Raw genomic sequence first — 18,606 nt, forward strand, 5'->3', positions numbered from 1 at the left:
GCAGGCGGCGACGCGACGGGCGCGTAGCTCAGCGGGAGAGCACTGCCTTCACACGGCAGGGGTCACAGGTTCAATCCCTGTCGCGCCCACCATTTTCTAGCTTTGTTTTCAAAGGCCTAAGCAGAGAGAGTTCAGACGACACGCTTCAGTTTTTCGGTCTGTCACACTGGTGTCACAGTGACGGAGACGAAGATGGCGTCGATACGCAAACACGGTACTGGATGGCAAGCGCAGGTTCGCAAACTAGGACATGCAGCCGTCGTCAAAACCTTCCGCAAGAAAACCGATGCCGAGGCCTGGGCAAGGCAGACAGAGATTGCCATAGAACGGGGAGAGTACGCTGCACCAAAGCAGACGCACACTTCACCACCCCTGTCTGACCTGCTTTTTCGCTACCTTGAACAATGCACAGCCACCAAGCGGGGCGCTGTTTCGGAGACCTACAGGATCAAGACGATGCTGAAGCATCCGATGGCCCGCCTCCCCGTCAGCCGATTGAAGGCCTCGGCAATCGCGGCATATCGTGATGAACGGCTCAAGATCGTAACCCCTTCTAGCGTCCGTCGAGAACTGGTAATCCTTCGACACTGCCTGGAGGTTGCTAGGCGGGAGTGGGGAGTGCCACTCAGCGACAACCCAGTGCGTCAGATCCAGATGCCGAGTGAGAGCAACGCGCGTGAGCGCAGAGTTTCCAGAAATGAGATCGCGGCTCTCATCAAAGGGCTGAGCCGGACACGCAATGAATGGGTAGCACCCGTGGTCTGGTTTGCACTTGCGACGGGCATGAGGCGCGGTGAGATCCTCGGGCTTGCATGGGATAACGTGGACCTTGATGCTCGGACAGCAAAGATCCTCCGAACAAAGAATGGTCACGCTCGCACAATCCCTCTGTCCGAAGACGCAATCAAGGTCCTGGTGAAGCTGCCCAGGGAAGGAGACCAGGTCTTCCCCATATCGGAGAACGCGTTTCGGCTGAGCTGGGAGCGTCTGAAACGACGGGCTGGTCTTATTGATCTCCGCTTCCATGACTTACGGCATGAGGCTGTCAGTCGCTTCTTTGAACTCGGCCTCAACGTCCCGGAAGTGGCATTGATAAGCGGACACCGGGATGTGCGAATGCTCTTCCGCTACACACATCCCAAGGCCCACGAGCTTGCCCGAAAAATGAAAGCCAAGCAGGATTGAACATGCGCCTCGTTCATGAGGGGGCAACAACACCCTCTCAATGCTGGGAGAAGGCCCTAGGTTTATTGCGTCAATCGCGAGACGACTTTGGACGCTTGCTGACCAATGTTCTTGAAAGCCGCTATCAACTCTGCACTGTCTTTTGCATCAAAGAAGTGCGCTCCCGAGGAGGCGCAGTATGACAGCAACTGCTTGCCTCGATCGGGAGCCGCGAACGCAACACTGTAGACCTTTACGCCATCTTTCTTGGCCTTGTCACACAGGATCTTCGTCGAGGTGTCAGCAGACACGTAGTTGTTGTCTCCATCGGTCATCAGCACGATGTATTTGGTAGGTGTCTGGCCGGTCTCCTTCAGATGCTCTTTGTCTTCCTTATCGTAGGTGACTTTCTCATGTGCCCATTTGAAAGCGTCCGTGGAGTCAGTTCCGCCCTTAGCTTCAAGTTTTCCTACGAACTTACCGGCATAATCAGTGCCCCACTTCAAGCCCTGCTTCTTATCGATCTTGGTATCGTAGCTGACACCACCTATGCGGACATACTTCTCCTCAGGGTCAGCCAACTTTAACTCTGTGAGAAGACCAATCACTGCCGTCTTGAGGACATTCATCTTCACCTGGCCACCCAGATCCCATCCCATCGACCCGGACTTATCAAGCACCAGCATCAAGGAGACGGAACCTTTCGTGGTACCGGAGGCGCTTTCCGACGTACCGGCCACCTTGACCGTCGTTTTTTCGTGGCCCAGGAAACGAGCCATCGGGGTGGCGGCTTGGCTACCCTCAAGCACGATCGACACCTTCCAGGCGGTGCTGCTGCCATTGATGGTGGGAATGATCGATACGGTGGGCTTAACGGCCATCGCCTGGTAGGAGTTCATTGCCTCTTGAAGTTGCCCGTTCAGAAACTTCTCTGCGAACGACTTGGCATCCAGGAGCGACAAGCCCTTGTCGTTGGCAAGGCGTGTTGAGGTGGCTAAGGCTGCGCTATCGACGGCGTTCTGCATCTGGGTCTTCATCGAGATTGCGTTCGTAGTGTCAACCGCGAGACTACCTGCCATAAACAGCAGCGGGATCGTGAGGGCCGCTGCGATCGCGAAATTCCCGCCCCTGTCCTCAACCAAAGAAGAAGCAGTAAAAAGCGCCTTGGGCTTCATCATGAACGTAACTCCATTCGTGTGCCGCTGTTGCAGTCCACCATAGACGTTGCTTATGAAAAGATTGCCAAGACAGATGATTAAGGATGCTTTGGCATGTACGGTGGCATTCTACCTATCGTCGCCATTACGACCATCGCATGCGTCCCACTGGACGACATCGAGTGCAGCTGATGGCGAGCAGCACGTTCGAGACCGATACGAACTCGACAGACCGATGGTGGAAGTTGACCCGCCAGGCGGCGCGGTTCATGTGGGTTGGCCCGACAGCCACCGATGTGAAACTCAGGCTGACAACAGAAGGTCAGAGGAACTCCTTGGCGACGGTATCCAGGAGTGCGACCATCGTCTTGTTGTGCGAGTTCCACCACTCCACATCACATATCTCGTCTGTATCACTACATGGTCGCCCGACAGCCAGATCGGCATTCGCGATACAGTGCTGCGCGACGAGAGGGTCGTTCAGCAACATCTCGATCACATGCTCGACAACCAGGCCTTCTATAAACAACACCATATCGAGTTCCCAACGGACCCTGCATACCACACCATTTACGCGGAGCATGGTTTGATTTGGATCAAGCCCCCGTCAAGTCTACCTTGTCCAGAGCTAGATGGTGTCGATTAGGAGCCTTGAGAGAGCGGCATGAACCATCTGAAAGGCACAGGACGGAAACCGTAGAGGGTGTCACGCCCTCATGCCGGACACTGGACTGCACTCGAACCAGCCCCCAATGATATGCAGCCTCCATTACCGCCGGGAGATGAGGTGGTCTGGACGGGCACCAGACTGTCTAACGCGGTTACGAGGGATCGCTTCTCGGCACGACACGACAACCACGTCCTCCATCAGGTCCCACGCTTTGCATTGGCGAAGTTGAGGGAGCATATCTTCAGACGAGACGTTCAGCTCGACGCGAGATGCGCGACTGTCCTTTGGAATGCGAGTTCTGCGGAACCAGCATCATACTCCTCAGGCCGGTCGGTCTCAGCGAACCAGTGGCTGGTCTCAGGATAGTCGAACGACTGGTATGCGCATCCTGCGCTGGAGATAGCACGTTCCATGTTTCTCCGGACGGTCTTGCTGACCCAAGGATCGTTCTCCGCAAAGTGTGCCAGGAACGAAGCCTTGCTGTGGGCATAACTCCCAGCACGTGCGGCATAGTAGAGAACGGTCGATCGGACCGGCAGATCGGGTTGCTGTGACAACCAAACAGCCCAATGCCCACCCATCGAGAAGCCGACCAAATCCACTGTTCGGACCCAACTATCACCAACTGAGAGCAGGTCCTCAATGTTGGAGATCAGGTACCTGTACATTGGTTCCTTGCGCGGCATTCGGCGGAGGCGTTTCGCGTCTTCAACCCCAGATGCTGTCTTGCCAGCAAACAGATCGCTTAGGCCAACAGTATAGCCCTCACCAGACAGGCGCTCACCGTAGTCACGGAAAGACCGGGTTAAGCCCCACCACGAATGAATGAGTAGGACCCGCCTGGTCGGTGATTTGGTGTTGCCCAGAACTTCCATCGCCACTTCATCGGTTAACGCTCACACAAGACAAAGAGGCTCCACCACATAGGACCTTGTCCACGACGCATCCACATTCAGGAGTAACATACGAAAGCACCCTGCCTTCAAGGAGCAGATTGCATCGATGAGCATAAGGGAGGAGCGGCAAGGGAGGTTGGGAGGCTTCCGGTTGATGTCCTTCCCTGCCCTGTTTCCCAACCACCAAGCCGGTGAATTTTGATCCGTCTATTCGCAATGGCCCCTCGGACGTAACCAGCGTCCGGGGTTCCCCCTCCCCCACCCTGAACTCGATAAAGGGACCCTGGGGGTAGCATTCCCTCAGACATCGGATGCCGGGCAAAGAACACACCCACACGTCGGCTTTGTCACACTGGTGTCACAGTGAAGCACTTGTCGGACGCACAAATGGGGTCCCGAACTGCACACAAGATTTGCCCTTGTCGGCGTCACATCTGGTTGCCACATGGTGCCTCTTTGGGTATCGTCAGCGGTGTGATTGATCGAAAAGGAAGTGTCCGAAAAACTCTTTAAGTGGTTGTATTGAAACGCTGAACGACACCCGCGGATCTGCCGCTTGACGCCTGCCCCGCGGAGCGCTTATACCGCCGCAGACCGTTCGGACCGCCACAGGCGGCGACGCGACGGGCGCGTAGCTCAGCGGGAGAGCACTGCCTTCACACGGCAGGGGTCACAGGTTCAATCCCTGTCGCGCCCACCATTTTCTTTTCTGTTTCGATTGTGTTTTCGGTATCGGATGTTGGCGGTGTCATGGCGGCGCGTTCGCCCGGTCCAGGGCAGCACGTTTTCCGCATCTTCCGGTCATCGAATGCAGCGTCAAAGACCTTTTAAATCGCGCCGCCAGTTCCCACTTGTGTGACAACCCCGAGTGACTTGATCAGGCGCAATCAGAGCGTTCGCCGGAAATGCGAGGGTCTGTCGATCGCTGCTGGTGGTCCTGATGGGCCGCAGCCCGGCGCTTGCGGCCTGCATCACGACCAGGGTCAAGGAATGTCATCACGGATTGCCGTTCATGAATGGAGCGAACCGCATGAAAAATCCTTACGAGGTTCTCGGCCTCAAGAACAAGGCGAGCGATCAGGAGATCAAGCTCGCCTTCAAGAAACTTGCCAAGAAGTATCATCCTGACCTGCATCCGGACGACAAGCAGGCCGAGGCCAGGTTCAAGGACATTTCGGCCGCGCACGAGTTTCTCAGGGACAAGGACAGGCGGCGGCGTTTTGACGCCGGTGAGATCGACGCGTCCGGGGCTGAAAGACACCAGCAGCAATATTACCGCGACTTTGCAGGCGCCTCGCAGTCCGGATTCCATGGCGGCGGAAGCGGATTTGCCGGCGACGAGGACCTCGAAGATTTCCTCGCGCGCGCCTTTGGTGGCATGGGGTCAGGAATGGGGTCCGGCATGGGCGGAATGGGTGGCCGGCGCAGCAGTGGCCGGGCCGGCATGAAGGCGCCCGGGCAGGACGTCAACTACACGCTGCGTGTTTCCTTCCTCGACGCGGCCCGGGGTGGCGTCAACACGCTGCAGCTGCCCGATGGCAAGACGCTCAAGGTCACGATCCCCGAAGGCGCCGAGGACCGCCAGACCTTGCGGCTGAAGGGCCAGGGCATGCCCGGTTTCGGCGGCGGCCCGGCGGGTGACGCCTATATCGAACTGCACGTCCAGCCGCATGCGCATTTTGTCCGCAAGGACGACAACATCCACCTCGAGGTCCCGGTCACCCTGAAGGAGGCGGCGTTGGGCGCAAGGATCGAAGTGCCGACCCTGACCGGCCCTGTCAGCCTGGCGGTGCCCAAGGGGGCCAACACCGGCACCAAGCTGCGGCTCAAGGACCGCGGCATACGCAACCGCAAGACCGGGCAGAAAGGCCACCTCTACGTGACCTTGAAAGTAATGCTGCCCGAAGCTGACGAACCAGAGCTGGCGGCCTTCCTGGAAGGCTGGAAGCCCCGCCATGAGCAAAATCCTCGCAAGGAGATGCTGTCATGAAAAACCTGGAGGAAATATTCACCCTGCTGCCCGGGTTGCGGCGCGACGATCTCGAGCGCTGGCTGCGCGACGCGCTCATCGAAGCCGCACACGACAATGGCGGCCCGGCATTCAGTGAAATCCAGTTTGCCCGCGTCCGGCTGATCTGCACCCTGCGCTACGACCTCGATGTGGAGGAGGAGACGCTGCCCGTCGTGCTCGATCTTCTCGATCAGTTGCACGACACAAGGGAACGTCTGCACACGCTCAGCCAGGCAGTGCTGGCACAGGACGAAGAGGTCAGGGCCGCGGTTCTCGATCTTGTCACCGAAGCCAGGCGCCGGCGCGGGCGCTGAAGGGAGTCGACAAACCCGCCTGCCGCCCGGGCTGCCAGTTTGCGTGCGACGTCACTCGGTTGCCGGCAAGTCCTGCCGGCACCATCCCACCCAGCGCCCGCAGCGCCGTTTCATCCCGGCCATGGACTGCCGAGAAAACCGGTTGTGAGCCGCAGCCCGTTGCGAAACGTGATGGCGCTTTTCACCATTCCTTAAACCAATCTTGCTAGCTTGCAGCTGCGAGATTCCCTTTCGGGGAAGCATGATGCGTTCTCGCTCCGCCAGTCAGATCGGTTCAGATCCAGGCATGTTGGAAGACCGGTTCCGACCGAGCGTTCATGTCATCGTCTGCCCGTCACCGGGCGCGTCGCATCGCTGCGCAGGTCGACCTCAACATACTGATTGTTATCGCGTAAGGAGTTCGTCGTGGCTGCCCAGAAATCAGACAAAAGCAAGGCCCAGAGCAAAAAAGGCAGCATCATGGGCGTGCTGTCGAAACTCTTCGGCGTCGGCGCCATCACACTCGGCGCCGTGTTCTTTGCTGCCATGTTCGACGTCGGCCATGCCGGCCTGATCCACACCCTTGCAGGCTCTGCCATTGTGCTTGTGCCGTTGTTTGCGCTGTTTGCTGTCGGCGCCCTGCTGCTGTCGCCGAAATCCGGCGCGGATCTGGAAGAAATGGCAGCCCAGGTGGCAGCACTCACCGAATCCAAGTCCAAGATGACGTCGCAGATCCTCACCTTGCAGAACCAGATGGACGCAATGAGCGGTCAGGACGTCGAAACCCTGAAAGCCAAGAACAAGGAACTTCAGGAGCAGCTTGACGCCATTCACCAGGCCGAGCGCGAGAAGATCGACGGTGAATTCGACACACTGCGTCAGCGCAATGAAGAACTGGAAGCGCAGATCAAACAATGGGCGCTCGACACGGTCTCCAAGGCCGTTGCCGGCGAAAAGCCAGCCGCTGCAAAGGCCGCCTGACCGGACCGCAAGCCGCGACCGGTGCAAGCTCAAGTTCCAAGGTGTGTTCAGCGCCTCCCGCCTCCGGACAGCCCTGCTGCCGGGGGCGGTTTCATATCAATCGCTATCAATTCGCTCGGAACTGCCGCGCAGGGCCTGACGCAGCGCTCGAGAGCACCGGCGGACCTCAATTTGTCGGCCGCGGCGCGCCAAGGGCGCGCATGACGGTGCGGGCAGCCTGCATCACCGGGTGGTGGGTGTCGTTGAGGATCGCCACCCGGTCAAAACGTTCAGGGTCACAATTGACGGCCTCCCGAAGCGCCGCGCCAAAGGCCATGCGCAGCTCGGTGCCGATGTTGAACTTGCAGATGTTCGATCCCCTGGCCAGTGCCATGCGCTGTGCCACCGGAACGCCGGAACCGCCGTGGATCACCAATGGCACCGCGGTGACAGCCTCGATGGCCCGGATCCGCGGCTCGTCGAGCTTACCCTCAGCGTTCTGCTGCAGATGCACATTGCCGACAGAGATCGCCATCGCGTCAACGCCGGTCTCACGGGCGAACCGGGCCGCCTCAGCCGGTTCGGTGCCGGCCGAATTCTCGCCACCGGAATAGCCGACAAACCCGATCTCGCCTTCGCAGGAGATACCGGCCTTGTGCGCCATCTCGGCGATTGCCGCGGTCTCCTCGATGTTCTGCGACAGCGCTTTGCGCGAACCATCGAACATCAGCGAAGTAAAGCCGCAATCAAGCGCTTCCTTGCATTCCTCGAAGGTGTAGCCGTGATCGAGATGAACCACCACCCGCACGCTGGCAGTCTCGGCCAGGTGGCGAAGCATCCTGCCCAGCACCGGCAGCGGCGTATGCGCCCGGCAGGAAGGCCCCGCCTGCAGGATCACCGGCGCGGCTTCCGCTTCCGCAGCCGCCACATAGGCACGGGCGTCCTCCCAGCCCAGCGTCACCAGCCCCGCGACCGCATAACCGTCTTTCAGCGCCGGCTGCAACACATCCGCAAGCGTGGCGACACTCATCTGAACTTCGCGACCATGTCCTTGATGCCGGGAATTGTTTCGATCTGGTTGGCATGGGTGGGCTGGAAATACTGCACCAGCGAGCGCTGGCTCAGCCCGCCCAGAATGGTGAAGTAGTACATCTCGTAGCCTGGCAGCACACAGCAGGGATGATAGCCCCTGTCGAGGCAGATCGTCGACCCGTCGACGATGTGATAGGCGTCGCCGGGCTCGTTGTCCGCGCGCTGCAGCATCTGCACGCCGGAGCCGTGACTGGGCCGGAAGCGGAAATTGTAGGTCTCGTCGTGCCGGGTCTCGTCGGGCAGCCGGTCGGTGTCGTGCTTGTGGCTGGGGAACCCCGACCAGCCGCCCTGCCCGACCGTAAACAGCTCGCTGACCAGCAGCCGGCCGACCTTGCCGTGATGCTTCTGACCGAGAATGTGCTTGATCTTGCGATGGGTCTTGGTGTCGTCGGAACCGTACTGCACGACGTCAAGCCCGTCGGTGCGCACATCGAACGGTTCGAGAACCTTGTCGTATCTGGCCCCGGCGATGAAGGTTTCGGTTTCGTCGGAGGTACACACAATGGTCACTTTGGCGCCGACCGGCACATAGACGCCCTCCGGCTCTCCATCCCAGACATCGACACCGCGATTGCCGAGACTGGCATAGGAGACGCCCTCGACCTCGACATCAACCGTGCCGGTGGCAGGCACGATGCAGGTCTCGTAGCCCGGCACCTGGTAGGCGAAGGCCTCGCCCTTTTTCAGCTTGACGATGTTGAAATAGTTGAGCGGAACGCAAGCATCGTCGACATCGACGATCGGCGCGTTTTGATTGTTGTAGGGCGCGATATGCATGGGTCAGATCCTTTTGGAATTCCATGGAGTCAGACGCTGGTGGGTCCGGGATGGGTGGCGAGGAAGGCTTCGAGCTGGTTGTGATCGGGCATGGCCGGGGCGCAGCCGGGCCGCGAGACGACGATCGAGGCGCAGGCCGAGCCGCGCAGCACCGCCTCACCGATCTCCCGGCCTTCCGATAACGCGGCCAGCAGCCCGGCCATGAAACTGTCCCCGGCCCCCGTGGGCTTGAGCGCCGTGACCGGGTAGATGCCGGTGCGCAGTTCTTTGCCGCCGGCTAAGGTGACGGCGCCTTCGGGTCCCATCTTGTAGACAACGATCTCGGCGCTTGAAGCGGCCAGTTCACGTGCCTTCTCCAGCCCCTTGTCGATGCCGCCGGCCATGAAGCCGAACTCCTCGTCATTGCCGACGATCACATCCGCCATGCCGCCTGCCCGCGACAGCACGTCTGCAGCCTCCTCGGCGGAAGCCCAGGAGTAGGGCCGGTAGTCGACATCGAAGATGACCGGCAGCCCGGCGGCCCGCGCCAGCTCGAACGCCCGGAAGGTCGCCGAGCGCGACGGCTCCGCCGCAAACACCGTGCCTGCAGTGATCAATGCGCCATACTTGCCGTAGTCCACCGCCTCCACATCGGCAATGTCCATCTGAAAATCGGCAGCATTGTTGCGGTAGATGACACTCTGGTGCTCCTCGATCCGGGTCTCGTAAACGGCCAACGAGGTGCGGCATTCGCCGCTGACTGCCCTCACATGGCTCCTGTCGACGCCGTAATGGTCGAGCTGGTCAAGGCAATACCAGCCGACCGCATCGTCCGACACCCTGGTCACAAGCGCCGCCCTGCAGCCGAGTTTGACGAGGCCCGCTGCGATGTTGGCGCTCGAGCCGCCCATTGCCACCATCATGGAGGTGGCATTGCGGGTCCGGGATCCGGCAGGATCGGGCGACAGATCCATGCCGACGCGGCCAATCACCAGGAAATTGCGCGCCTTTATGCCATTGAGTACGCTCATGTCCGCCCCACGGGTTTCTCCTGTCACGGGCTTCGCATCGGCCGGGCATGCTTGCGCTGCTGACCCAATGCCGATGCCCTCTCCGCCGCGCCGGCCAGAACGGATGACCGCGGCCGGAAATGCCGCTTGCGAAACATCCTGTCCAACGATACAAATTTTGCAACCGGTTGCAAACCGAATTTCAAGATGGGTCCGATCATGCGTGAAATTGGCGTTGGCATTGTTGGCGGCGGCTATATGGGCAAGGCCCATGCCGTGGCCATGGCAGCCGTCGGCGCCGTCTTCGACACGGCGCTGCGCCCGCGGCTGGAGATGGTCTCGGCCGGGTCGCCTGACTCGGCCGAGCGCTACCGCGCAGCCTACGGGTTCAACCGTGCGGCTTCGGACTGGCAGGAGCTGGTGGCCGATGCGAAGGTCGAGGCGATCGTCATCGCCTCGCCGCAATCCACCCATCGCGCCATTGCGGAAGCCGCTTTTGCGCTGGGCAAGCCGGTGCTGTGCGAAAAACCCATGGGCGCAAGTCTGGAAGACAGCCGCGCCATGGTCGAGGCTGCAGAGAAAAGCGGTGCGGCCAACATGGTCGGTTTCAACTATATCCGCACGCCCGCCAGCCAGTTTGCCCGCAAGCTGATTGCCGAGGGCGAGATCGGCGAGATCACCTGGTTTCGCGGCGAGCACACCGAGGATTTCCTCGCCGACCCTGAAACGTCTGCCAGCTGGCGGACAAAAGGCCGGGCCAATGGCACCATGGGCGACCTGGCGCCGCACATGATCAACGCGGCACTTGCACTGGTCGGACCGGTAAAGACACTGATCGCGGACATCGAGACCGTGCATGCCACCCGCCCGGGGGGTACCGTCAGCAATGATGATCAGGGCCAGTTGATGTGCCGCTTCGAAAATGGCGCCATGGGAAGCATGCATTTCAGCCGCATCGCGACGGGCCGCAAGATGGGCTACGCCTACGAAATCACCGGCACGAAAGGCGCGATCCGCTTCGATCAGGAAGACCAGAACGCGCTCTGGCTATACCGGATGGATGAGCCGGAAGCGGTGCGTGGTTTCCGGAAGATCCTCGCCGGTCCGGCGCATCCCGATTTCCTGCCCTTCTGCCAGGGCCCCGGCCACGGCACCGGCTACCAGGACCAGATTACAATCGAGGCGCGGGACTTCCTGCGCGCCATCGAGACCGGCACACCGGTGTGGCCAACCTTCCGCGATGGCCTCGAAGTCAACGAAATCGTGGCGGCCGCCTTCGCTTCGTCACGCAGCAGGTCGTGGCAGACACTTGGCACAAGCGCGTGAGCGGAGGGGAATGAAACATGACAATGAGGATTGGAAACGCCCCCTGCTCCTGGGGCGTGGAATTTGCCGGCGATCCGCGCAACCCGCCTTGGCGGACGGTGCTCAGGCAATGCGCCGAGGCCGGCTACACCGGCATTGAACTCGGTCCCGCCGGCTACATGCCGGAGGATCCTTCGGTCCTTGCCGAAGCGCTGGAGGGGAACGGGCTCGAACTGATTGGCGGGGTCGTCTTCCGCGCCTTCCACGATGCCGGCCAGTGGGACGATGTGATGGACGGCGCGGTGCGCACTTGCAAAGCGCTTGCTGCGCACGGAGCCCAACATCTGGTGCTGATCGACTCGATTTCTCCGCGGCGCGCCCCCACTGCCGGCCGTGCCGACGAGGCCGAACGGATGGACGCGGCGGAGTGGGCCTCCTTTCGCGACCGCATCGCCACCGTGGCAAGAATGGGGGTTGAAGAATACGGCCTCACCGTCGGCATCCACGCCCATGCGGCGGGTTTCATCGATTTCGAACCGGAACTTGAGCGGCTGCTTGACGAGGTGGATGAGAAGATCCTCAGGATCTGCTTCGACACGGGCCACCATTCCTATGCGGGCTATGACCCGGTGGCCTTCACGAAGCGCCACATTGGCCGTATTTCCTACATGCATTTCAAGGACATCGACCCGGAAGTTAAAGCGGCGGCCATTGCCAACCGCACCGGCTTTTACGAGGCCTGCGGGCAAGGCATTTTCTGCAATCTCGGCGACGGTGATGTCGACTTCCTGGCCGTGCGGCAGATCCTGCTCGATGCCGGTTTTGACGGCTGGTGCACGGTCGAGCAGGATTGCGATCCGCTGCTCGACCCCGACCCGGCTGGAGATGCCCGGACCAACCGCGCCTATCTGCAATCCATCGGATTTTGAGTTTGGATCAGTCACCAGACACCGTCATGCCGGACCCCGATCCGGCATCAAGGCAGGCCAAGTTCCTGGGCTCGAGGAGATATTTGACCAGGCGGACGCCGGATCGCTGGACCCCGGCTCGGGGGCCTGGGTAAGGAAATTCAAGACGCTGATTGACGCCAATTGGGAGGGTTCATCATGAGGAAACTGAAATGGGGTATGATCGGCGGCGGCGAAGGCAGCCAGATCGGCCCGGCTCACCGGCTCGGCGCCGGGCTTGATGGAGCGTTCGAGTTCGCTGCCGGCGCTCTCGACCACCGGCCTGATGCGGGCCGCGACTACGGCCGGCGGCTGGGACTTGACGCGGACCGCGCCTATGGCGACTGGCACGAGATGCTCGAGGGTGAAAAGAACCGCCCGAACCGGGTCGACCTGGTCACGGTCGCCACCCCCAACTCGACCCATTACGAGATCACCAAGGCCTATCTCGAGGCCGGTTTTCACGTGCTGTGCGAAAAGCCGATGACCATGACCATCGAAGAAGGCGAAGACATTGTCCGGATCGCTGAGGCAACAGGAAGGATCTGCGCCGTCAATTACGGCTATTCCGGCTATTCGCTTGTGCGCCACATGAAGGCTATGGTGGCCCGCGGTGATCTCGGCCAGATCCGGCTGGTCAAGGCCGAATTCGCCCATGGCCACCATGCCGATGCCACCGACGCCGACAACCCGCGGGTGCGCTGGCGTTATGATCCGGCCCAGGCCGGCGTCTCGGCGCAATTTGCCGATTGCGGCATTCATGCGCTGCACATGGCATGCTTCGTTACCGGCCAGGACGTGGAAAAACTCTCCGCCGACACTGTGTCCTGCATTCCAAGCCGGGTGCTCGAAGACGATGCCATGGTCAATTTCCGTCTGTCAGGCGGCACAGTCGGCCGGTTGTGGACCTCGTCCATCGCCATCGGCAGACAGCACGGGCTGACGCTGCAGGTGTTCGGAGAAAAAGGCGGGCTCAGATGGGCCCAGGAACAGCCCAACCAGCTCTACTTCATGCCGCTGGGCGGGCGGCTGCAGATCATCGAGCGTGGCGAGGCAAATCTGTCGCCCGAGGCCGACCGCACCTCCCGTGTCACCATTGGTCACGCCGAAGGCATGCCGCTGGCGTTCGCCAACATCTACAAGGATCTGGCCGAAGCCATCCGCGCCGGGAAAGAAGGCCGTCCCATCGATCCGGCCGCCAATCTCTATCCGAGGGCCGAAGACGGCCTGCGCTCGATGGCAGCCGTTTTTGCGGTGGCGGAATCGGGGCTGGCGCACGGCCAATGGGTCGAAGCAAGGCCGCCGATGTTCAGGTAGGCGTTGACGGATCGGCAGCCCGGCCACCGGCACCGGAGGGCATGCCGTAGGCCGCCAGGAAGATCCGCACCGCCTCACGCGCGTGGGCGTCAAGCTCTGACCGCGAGGGGATGCCACTGTCGCCGAGCAACATCGCGGCATTGGTCGGAGCTCCCATCACCATCCAATTGAACTGGGTGGCGGCGCCGAGCGGATCGCAGTCGCGGATCTGCCCGATCGCCTTGTAGCGGGCAAGGGCCCGGGCGACCCGCCGGATCGAGACCAGCGGCCCGTTCTCGTAGAGCGAGCGGCCAAGCTCCGGAAAACGCTCGCTCTCTCCGATGACCATGCGGCGCAACTGCATCAGCCGCGGCGTCAGGACAACGCTCAATTGGTCAATTGCCACCGCGGTGAGATAGTCCTCTACCGGCCGATCATCGAGTGGGTCTTCGACATCCTCGCCGATTGTCCGCGCGGCACCACCGGTCATCGTCTCGATCACCTCCAAAAAAAGTATCTCCTTCGACTGAAAATGCGCATAGACGGTCTGTTTGGAGACGGCCGCCTTCTCCGCGATCGAATCCATGTTTGCGCCGAGAAAACCTGCACGCAAAAACACCTGCTCGGCAGCGGCGAGGATTTTCTCCCGGTTCCGCCGGATGCGTTTTGAAGCCCCGTTGACCATGTCCTTGCCCTTGCCGCTCGCAAAGCCGAACCTAACACATCCAGTTGACAAATCAAACTAGACTGTCCAGTCTAATTAAGACGATAAGCGGGAGAACATGATGACCGACAGCCAGACACTGGCCTGCACCTGCGGCGAGGTGAAATTGCGCCTTGCAGGCCCGCCAATTGCCAGCGTGGAGTGCCTGTGCACCAGTTGCCGTACGGCGGGGCAGATCCTGGAAACCCTTCCCGGCTCGCCGCGGATTGTCGATGACAAGGGTGCGACCGCGCTCGTGATGAAGCGCAAGGACCGCGTCGAGATCCTCTCCGGCGCGCGCCATCTGCGCCAGTTCCGCCTGTCGCCGGATGCTGCAACACGGCGTGTCGTCGCCAGCTGCTGCAACACGCCGGTATTCCTGGAGTTCAACGGCGGACATTGGCTGAGCATCTATGCCGGACTCTGGCCGCAGGCCGCGCGGCCGCCGATTGAACTGCGCACCATGACCGGCGATCTTGAGGATTCGTCCACCCTGCCCGGTGATGTGCCGAACCTGAAGCGGCATTCGTTGCAGTTTTATGCCCTGCTTTTGAGCGCATGGGTCAGGATGGGGTTCAAAAACCCCAAATTTGCCGTCGAGGGAGAACTCAATGTCTGATGCCGATGACCGGATCGAGATCGAAAGCATCACCTCGCCCAACCATGTTCAGCGGGTCAATCGCGCCAAATACATGGCCATGCGAGAGGCGCTGCTCCCGGTTTTGCCGAAGACAGCCCCGGGTGTCACCGTAGCCGAAGCGAAAGCGGCATTGCTTGACCATCTTTCGCCCGACCTCTTCCCCGGTGGAGCAAAGGCCGGCTGGTGGCTCAAGGCGGTCCAGCTCGATCTCGAGGCAAAGGGCGTGATCGCCCGTGGCAGCGCCAAACCGGTGCGACTCTATCGCTGCGCCTGACTTCGCTGCGCCTGCTATTGCTGAACCGGGCAGCGGCGCCACGCAACCGGGCAAACAAGGTCACACCATCAACCTGGCCACCAATCTCCACCCCCGAGCCGAGGATGGGCTGCGCTGGATTGCTGCCGCGTTTACCTTTGTTGCTGGAGCCCTCTACGCCGAATTATTTGCCTGACTCCGCAACTGAAATCTCCTTTGCGCGTTGTAAACCAGCCGTGGTTTTCGGCTTGGGGCGCATCGATGATTGAGAATTTTGTCGGCGAATTCATGCGGGACACGCCTTCGGGCCTGTCCGCCCTGATCCTGGGGCTGGTTTTCCTCGGATTTCTGTTTGAGAAATTGCCGCCGGCGGCGGTAGCCACCGCCGGGGCGGCGGCGTTCCTGCTGCTCGGCTATGTCTCGACCGACGAAGTGCTGGAGGTGTTTTCCAATCCCGCACCGATCACCATCGCGGCGATGTTCATCCTGTCTTCGGCGCTTGTCAGCACCGGTGTGCTCGATGCCGCCTCGTCCTATTTCGTCGGCCTGTCGGAACGGCGCGGCCCCATAGCCCTCGTGCTGCTGCTGCTTGGTGCGGCACTGGCCTCGGGGCTGATGAACAACACGCCGCTGGTGATCGTGCTGATACCGATCATCTCGAAGATGGCCCAGGCGCTCGGGATCGCCTCGAGCAAGGTGCTCATTCCCCTGTCCTACATGGCGATCCTTGGCGGCACGCTGACGCTGATCGGCACATCGACCAACCTGTTGATCGACGGCGTCGCGCAACGCGAAGGTATGGAGCCGATGCGGATGCTCGAGCTGCTGCCTTTCGGCCTGGTGGCGCTGGTGGTGGGCGGGCTGACCCTGCTGCTGCTCGGGCCACGACTGCTGCCGTCGCATATGGTCTCCGGTGAAGCCATCGATGACAGCACCACGCAATTCATGTCCGAGGTCAGGATCCTCGCTCCCGCCGAAACCGAAGCCACGGGCCGGCCGCTGTCGGATTTCAGCGCCTTGTCGAAAACCCGCGTGCTGGGCATCCTGCGTGGCACGGAACGGCTGAAGCCCGGCCCGGATGTCGAGCTCTTTCCGAACGACCTGGTGATTTTCCACGCCAATCAGTCCGAACTCCTGACCCTCCGCGAGCATCCCAATTACCGGCTGGGATATTTCAAGGCGTCGAAGCCCTCCACCGACCAGCAAAAGACCGAAAAACTAGAGGCGGTCTATGCCGGCGATGCCGGCAGCAGCGGCCGTCAACTGCGCGATCTGGACTGGTTCAAGGCCGGTGTCCGCGTGCTCGGCATTGCCCGGCGCAAACACAATCCCGGGCCGGCGCTGTCCGAGGTGCGGCTGCGCGCGGGCGATCGCATCCTGCTCGAGGGCAGCCCGGCCGACCTTGCGGGGATCCTGGAGGAGGAAAGTTTTGCCGCCGCGAGCGAACCCAGGCTCAGGCCCTACAAGCGTCACCGCGCAGGCCTCGCGATCCTGACCATGGCAGCCGTCATCGGGCTGTCGATCTTCAATGTGGCGCCAATCGTCACCCTGTCGCTGCTCGGCGTAGGCGCTATTCTGCTTGGCCGCTGCGTCGAAGCCGAAGACGCCTGGAAATCGATCGACGGCTCGATCCTGGTGCTGATCTTCGCCATGCTCGCCATCGGGCGCGGGCTCGACAACACCGGTGTGGTGCAAAGCCTTGTCGATGCGGTGACCCCGTTTTTGCAAGACGTGTCGCCGCTTGTGGTGCTGCTTGCCATCTACGCCCTCACCTCGGTGCTGACCGAACTGATCTCCAACAACGCGGTCGCCGTCATTCTGACGCCGATGGCGATCGGACTTGCCGGTTCGCTCGGCATCGATCCCAAGCCACTGATCTATGCCATCATGCTTGGCGCTTCGGCAAGTTTTGCCACCCCGGTCGGCTACCAGACCAACACGCTGGTCTATGCCGCAGGCAATTACCGCTTTGCCGATTTCCTCAAGGTCGGGCTGGTGATGAACCTTGTGGTCGGGATTGCCAGTTGCCTGGCGATCTGGGCTTTCACCGGGATCTGAACCATTGGAAACAGAAAACCCGCGCGGTGATGCCACGCGGGTTTTGGTCACTCAGGATTACGTGTGATGCGGACTACCCGGAGTTCTTCATCTGTTTGGGCGCGCCGCTGGTCATGTCGGTGCCGGTGTAGCTCAGCCCGGCTTCCTTCCAGGCTCCGAAGCCGCCCTCCATGTGGGCAACGCGGTCGTGCCCGGCCGCCAGATATTTTTCGGCGACCTTCTTCGAGCGTGCCCCCGAGCCGCAATGGAAGACTATTCGCTTGTCACTCTGGCCCGGCATGTGAGCCGGCTGAAACGCCTGCATCGGCGCCAGCAGCGCCCCTTCGATGCGTTCAAAGCTATATTCCTGCGGTGTCCGCACGTCGATAAGCACGATTTCGTCGCGCTCAAATGCGTCGGCCGCCTCCTGGGGCGTCCAGGTCTCGAGGGTGCCGTTGGCGAGGGATTCGGTTTTCATCAGCTTTCTTTCTCAAATCGGTTGAGTGGAATTTTCAGGTAGCTTTTTCCGTCGCTTTCAGGCTCGGGCGGCTGCCCTGCCCTCAGGTTCATCTGCAGCACGTGCAGCATGCGATCCGGCAGCGCCAGCGTCCGGTCGCGGTCTTCGCGTTCACTTATATAGGCATCTTTGGATGTACCTCCGGCAAGATGCTCGTTGTCGCGGCGTTGTTCGGCGACGGTCGACTCCCAGGCGGGCTCATCGCGGTCGTCCGTGCCGTAATCATGGCCGATGAAAAGCCTTGTCTTGTCGCCAAGCGCCAGAATGTCCTGCAGGCTGTCGTAGAGTTCGCCGGCCGAACCGCCGGGGAAATCGGCCCGGGCGGTACCCACATCCGGCTGCATGAACGTGTCATTGACGAAGGCTGCGTCCGAGCCCACCACATAGGTGATCGATCCCAGCGTGTGGCCTGGTGTAAGCATCACCCGCACTGGCAGGGTTCCGATCTTGAACTCATCGCCATCCGCGAAAAGCCGGTCGAAATCCTTCTCGGGCGCAAAGGCGTCCGGCATGTGGTAAAGATCGCGCCACAGCTCGGCGATCTCCTTCACCTTATCACCGATCGCATTCGGCGCATCAAGCTGCTGTTTCAACCAGGATGATGCCATCAGATGATCGGCGTGCGGATGGGTGTCGAGGATCCACTCGATCTTGATGTTGCGCTGCTGCGCGAACCGCAGGATCTCTTTCGCACCACTTTTGTCTGTGCTCGCGTGGGCGGGGTCAAAGCCCATGACAACATCAATCAGCGCTCCTTGTCCGGTTTCCGGATCGGACACCAGATACTGGATGCTGCCGGTGTCCTCATCATAAAAACCGGTGACTTCCGCGGAACCGGGCCCGTGCGACGGGCTGGTCTTGTGCAAGGTCATGCTTCCCTCCTGTCACATCTCGTTTTC

The 18,606-nt window shown here is 60.9% G+C and carries 19 protein-coding genes and 2 tRNA genes; 12 read left to right on the top strand and 9 right to left on the bottom strand.

The window, feature by feature from the left end; all coding sequences use genetic code 11:
- Positions 1-17 precede the first annotated feature (17 nt).
- Together CRO46_RS01705 and CRO46_RS01710 are read left to right on the top strand one after the other, a co-directional pair.
- Positions 18-92 (top strand) — tRNA-Val (locus CRO46_RS01705).
- A 100-nt stretch (positions 93-192) separates the two neighbouring features.
- Positions 193-1,185, top strand: coding sequence for a site-specific integrase (locus CRO46_RS01710; protein WP_097104419.1), 993 nt, complete (start codon positions 193-195; stop codon positions 1,183-1,185).
- A 62-nt stretch (positions 1,186-1,247) separates the two neighbouring features.
- Here the strand turns inward: CRO46_RS01710 and CRO46_RS01715 are convergent, their stop codons facing one another.
- The 3 genes from CRO46_RS01715 to CRO46_RS01725 all read right to left on the bottom strand — a co-directional run bounded on the left by CRO46_RS01715 (position 1,248) and on the right by CRO46_RS01725 (position 3,866).
- The gene (locus tag CRO46_RS01715; protein WP_097104421.1) at positions 1,248-2,342 is read right to left on the bottom strand and encodes a vWA domain-containing protein; all 1,095 of its coding nucleotides are present in this window, start codon (positions 2,340-2,342) and stop codon (positions 1,248-1,250) included.
- A gap of 301 nt (positions 2,343-2,643) precedes the next feature.
- Complete coding sequence (locus tag CRO46_RS01720; RefSeq protein WP_097104423.1) at positions 2,644-2,856, bottom strand: hypothetical protein; 213 nt, start codon at positions 2,854-2,856, stop codon at positions 2,644-2,646.
- A gap of 389 nt (positions 2,857-3,245) precedes the next feature.
- Positions 3,246-3,866, bottom strand: a complete 621-nt coding sequence (locus tag CRO46_RS01725; protein ID WP_097104425.1) for a dienelactone hydrolase family protein — start codon at positions 3,864-3,866, stop codon at positions 3,246-3,248.
- Between the two features lie 646 nt (positions 3,867-4,512).
- Here CRO46_RS01725 and CRO46_RS01730 point away from each other — a divergent pair.
- From CRO46_RS01730 to CRO46_RS01745, 4 genes are all read left to right on the top strand, one after another.
- Positions 4,513-4,587, top strand: a tRNA-Val gene (locus tag CRO46_RS01730).
- Positions 4,588-4,917: 330 nt separating this feature from the next.
- Positions 4,918-5,877: a DnaJ C-terminal domain-containing protein gene (locus CRO46_RS01735; protein ID WP_097106400.1), complete on the top strand. Its 960-nt coding sequence runs from the start codon at positions 4,918-4,920 to the stop codon at positions 5,875-5,877.
- Complete coding sequence (locus tag CRO46_RS01740) at positions 5,874-6,212, top strand: chaperone modulator CbpM (protein ID WP_097104426.1); 339 nt, start codon at positions 5,874-5,876, stop codon at positions 6,210-6,212. The genes CRO46_RS01735 and CRO46_RS01740 overlap by 4 nt, the downstream gene beginning before the upstream one ends.
- A 405-nt stretch (positions 6,213-6,617) precedes the next feature.
- Positions 6,618-7,172: a hypothetical protein gene (locus CRO46_RS01745; RefSeq protein ID WP_097104428.1), complete on the top strand. Its 555-nt coding sequence runs from the start codon at positions 6,618-6,620 to the stop codon at positions 7,170-7,172.
- A 166-nt stretch (positions 7,173-7,338) separates the two neighbouring features.
- On the opposite strand, the gene CRO46_RS01750 is transcribed toward CRO46_RS01745, so the two are convergent.
- The 3 genes from CRO46_RS01750 to iolC are packed head-to-tail and all read right to left on the bottom strand — an operon-like array spanning position 7,339 to position 10,030.
- Complete coding sequence (locus CRO46_RS01750; protein WP_097104430.1) at positions 7,339-8,181, bottom strand: class II fructose-bisphosphate aldolase; 843 nt, start codon at positions 8,179-8,181, stop codon at positions 7,339-7,341.
- Positions 8,178-9,020 carry a 5-deoxy-glucuronate isomerase gene (locus CRO46_RS01755; RefSeq protein ID WP_097104431.1) on the bottom strand — a complete coding sequence of 281 codons (843 nt, stop codon included), beginning with the start codon at positions 9,018-9,020 and terminating at the stop codon, positions 8,178-8,180. The genes CRO46_RS01750 and CRO46_RS01755 overlap by 4 nt, the downstream gene beginning before the upstream one ends.
- A gap of 29 nt (positions 9,021-9,049) precedes the next feature.
- Positions 9,050-10,030 (bottom strand): 5-dehydro-2-deoxygluconokinase, encoded by a 981-nt coding sequence (iolC, locus tag CRO46_RS01760; protein ID WP_097104433.1) that lies wholly within the window; start codon positions 10,028-10,030, stop codon positions 9,050-9,052.
- A 198-nt stretch (positions 10,031-10,228) separates the two neighbouring features.
- Between iolC and CRO46_RS01765 the strand changes: the two genes are divergently transcribed.
- From CRO46_RS01765 to CRO46_RS01775, 3 genes are all read left to right on the top strand, one after another.
- A complete protein-coding gene (locus tag CRO46_RS01765) occupies positions 10,229-11,335 on the top strand; it encodes a Gfo/Idh/MocA family protein (RefSeq protein WP_210421468.1) in 1,107 nt (368 codons plus the stop codon).
- A 17-nt stretch (positions 11,336-11,352) separates the two neighbouring features.
- On the top strand, positions 11,353-12,243 hold the full coding sequence (locus CRO46_RS01770) for a sugar phosphate isomerase/epimerase family protein (protein WP_097104434.1): 891 nt from the start codon (positions 11,353-11,355) through the stop codon (positions 12,241-12,243).
- 177 nt (positions 12,244-12,420) lie between these two features.
- The gene (locus tag CRO46_RS01775) at positions 12,421-13,578 is read left to right on the top strand and encodes a Gfo/Idh/MocA family protein (protein ID WP_097104436.1); all 1,158 of its coding nucleotides are present in this window, start codon (positions 12,421-12,423) and stop codon (positions 13,576-13,578) included.
- Here CRO46_RS01775 and CRO46_RS01780 read toward each other — a convergent pair.
- Positions 13,571-14,242, bottom strand: a complete 672-nt coding sequence (locus CRO46_RS01780) for a TetR/AcrR family transcriptional regulator (protein WP_097104438.1) — start codon at positions 14,240-14,242, stop codon at positions 13,571-13,573. The genes CRO46_RS01775 and CRO46_RS01780 overlap by 8 nt on opposite strands.
- Before the next feature lie 100 nt (positions 14,243-14,342).
- Here CRO46_RS01780 and CRO46_RS01785 point away from each other — a divergent pair, with 100 nt between their 5' ends.
- The 3 genes from CRO46_RS01785 to CRO46_RS01795 all read left to right on the top strand — a co-directional run bounded on the left by CRO46_RS01785 (position 14,343) and on the right by CRO46_RS01795 (position 17,211).
- Positions 14,343-14,879: a GFA family protein gene (locus CRO46_RS01785; RefSeq protein ID WP_097104440.1), complete on the top strand. Its 537-nt coding sequence runs from the start codon at positions 14,343-14,345 to the stop codon at positions 14,877-14,879.
- Complete coding sequence (locus CRO46_RS01790) at positions 14,872-15,174, top strand: DUF6958 family protein (RefSeq protein WP_097104442.1); 303 nt, start codon at positions 14,872-14,874, stop codon at positions 15,172-15,174. Before CRO46_RS01785 ends, CRO46_RS01790 begins: the two co-directional genes overlap by 8 nt.
- Before the next feature lie 240 nt (positions 15,175-15,414).
- Entirely contained in the window at positions 15,415-17,211 is a 1,797-nt protein-coding gene (locus CRO46_RS01795) for an SLC13 family permease (RefSeq protein WP_097104444.1), read from the top strand.
- A 73-nt stretch (positions 17,212-17,284) separates the two neighbouring features.
- Here CRO46_RS01795 and CRO46_RS01800 read toward each other — a convergent pair whose 3' ends face one another.
- Entirely contained in the window at positions 17,285-17,668 is a 384-nt protein-coding gene (locus CRO46_RS01800; RefSeq protein WP_097104446.1) for a rhodanese-like domain-containing protein, read from the bottom strand.
- Positions 17,668-18,579 carry an MBL fold metallo-hydrolase gene (locus CRO46_RS01805; RefSeq protein ID WP_097104448.1) on the bottom strand — a complete coding sequence of 304 codons (912 nt, stop codon included), beginning with the start codon at positions 18,577-18,579 and terminating at the stop codon, positions 17,668-17,670. Before CRO46_RS01805 ends, CRO46_RS01800 begins: the two co-directional genes overlap by 1 nt.
- Positions 18,580-18,606 lie beyond the last annotated feature (27 nt).

This window comes from Parahoeflea halophila, assembly GCF_900220985.1.
Lineage (GTDB): Bacteria > Pseudomonadota > Alphaproteobacteria > Rhizobiales > Rhizobiaceae > Hoeflea > Hoeflea halophila.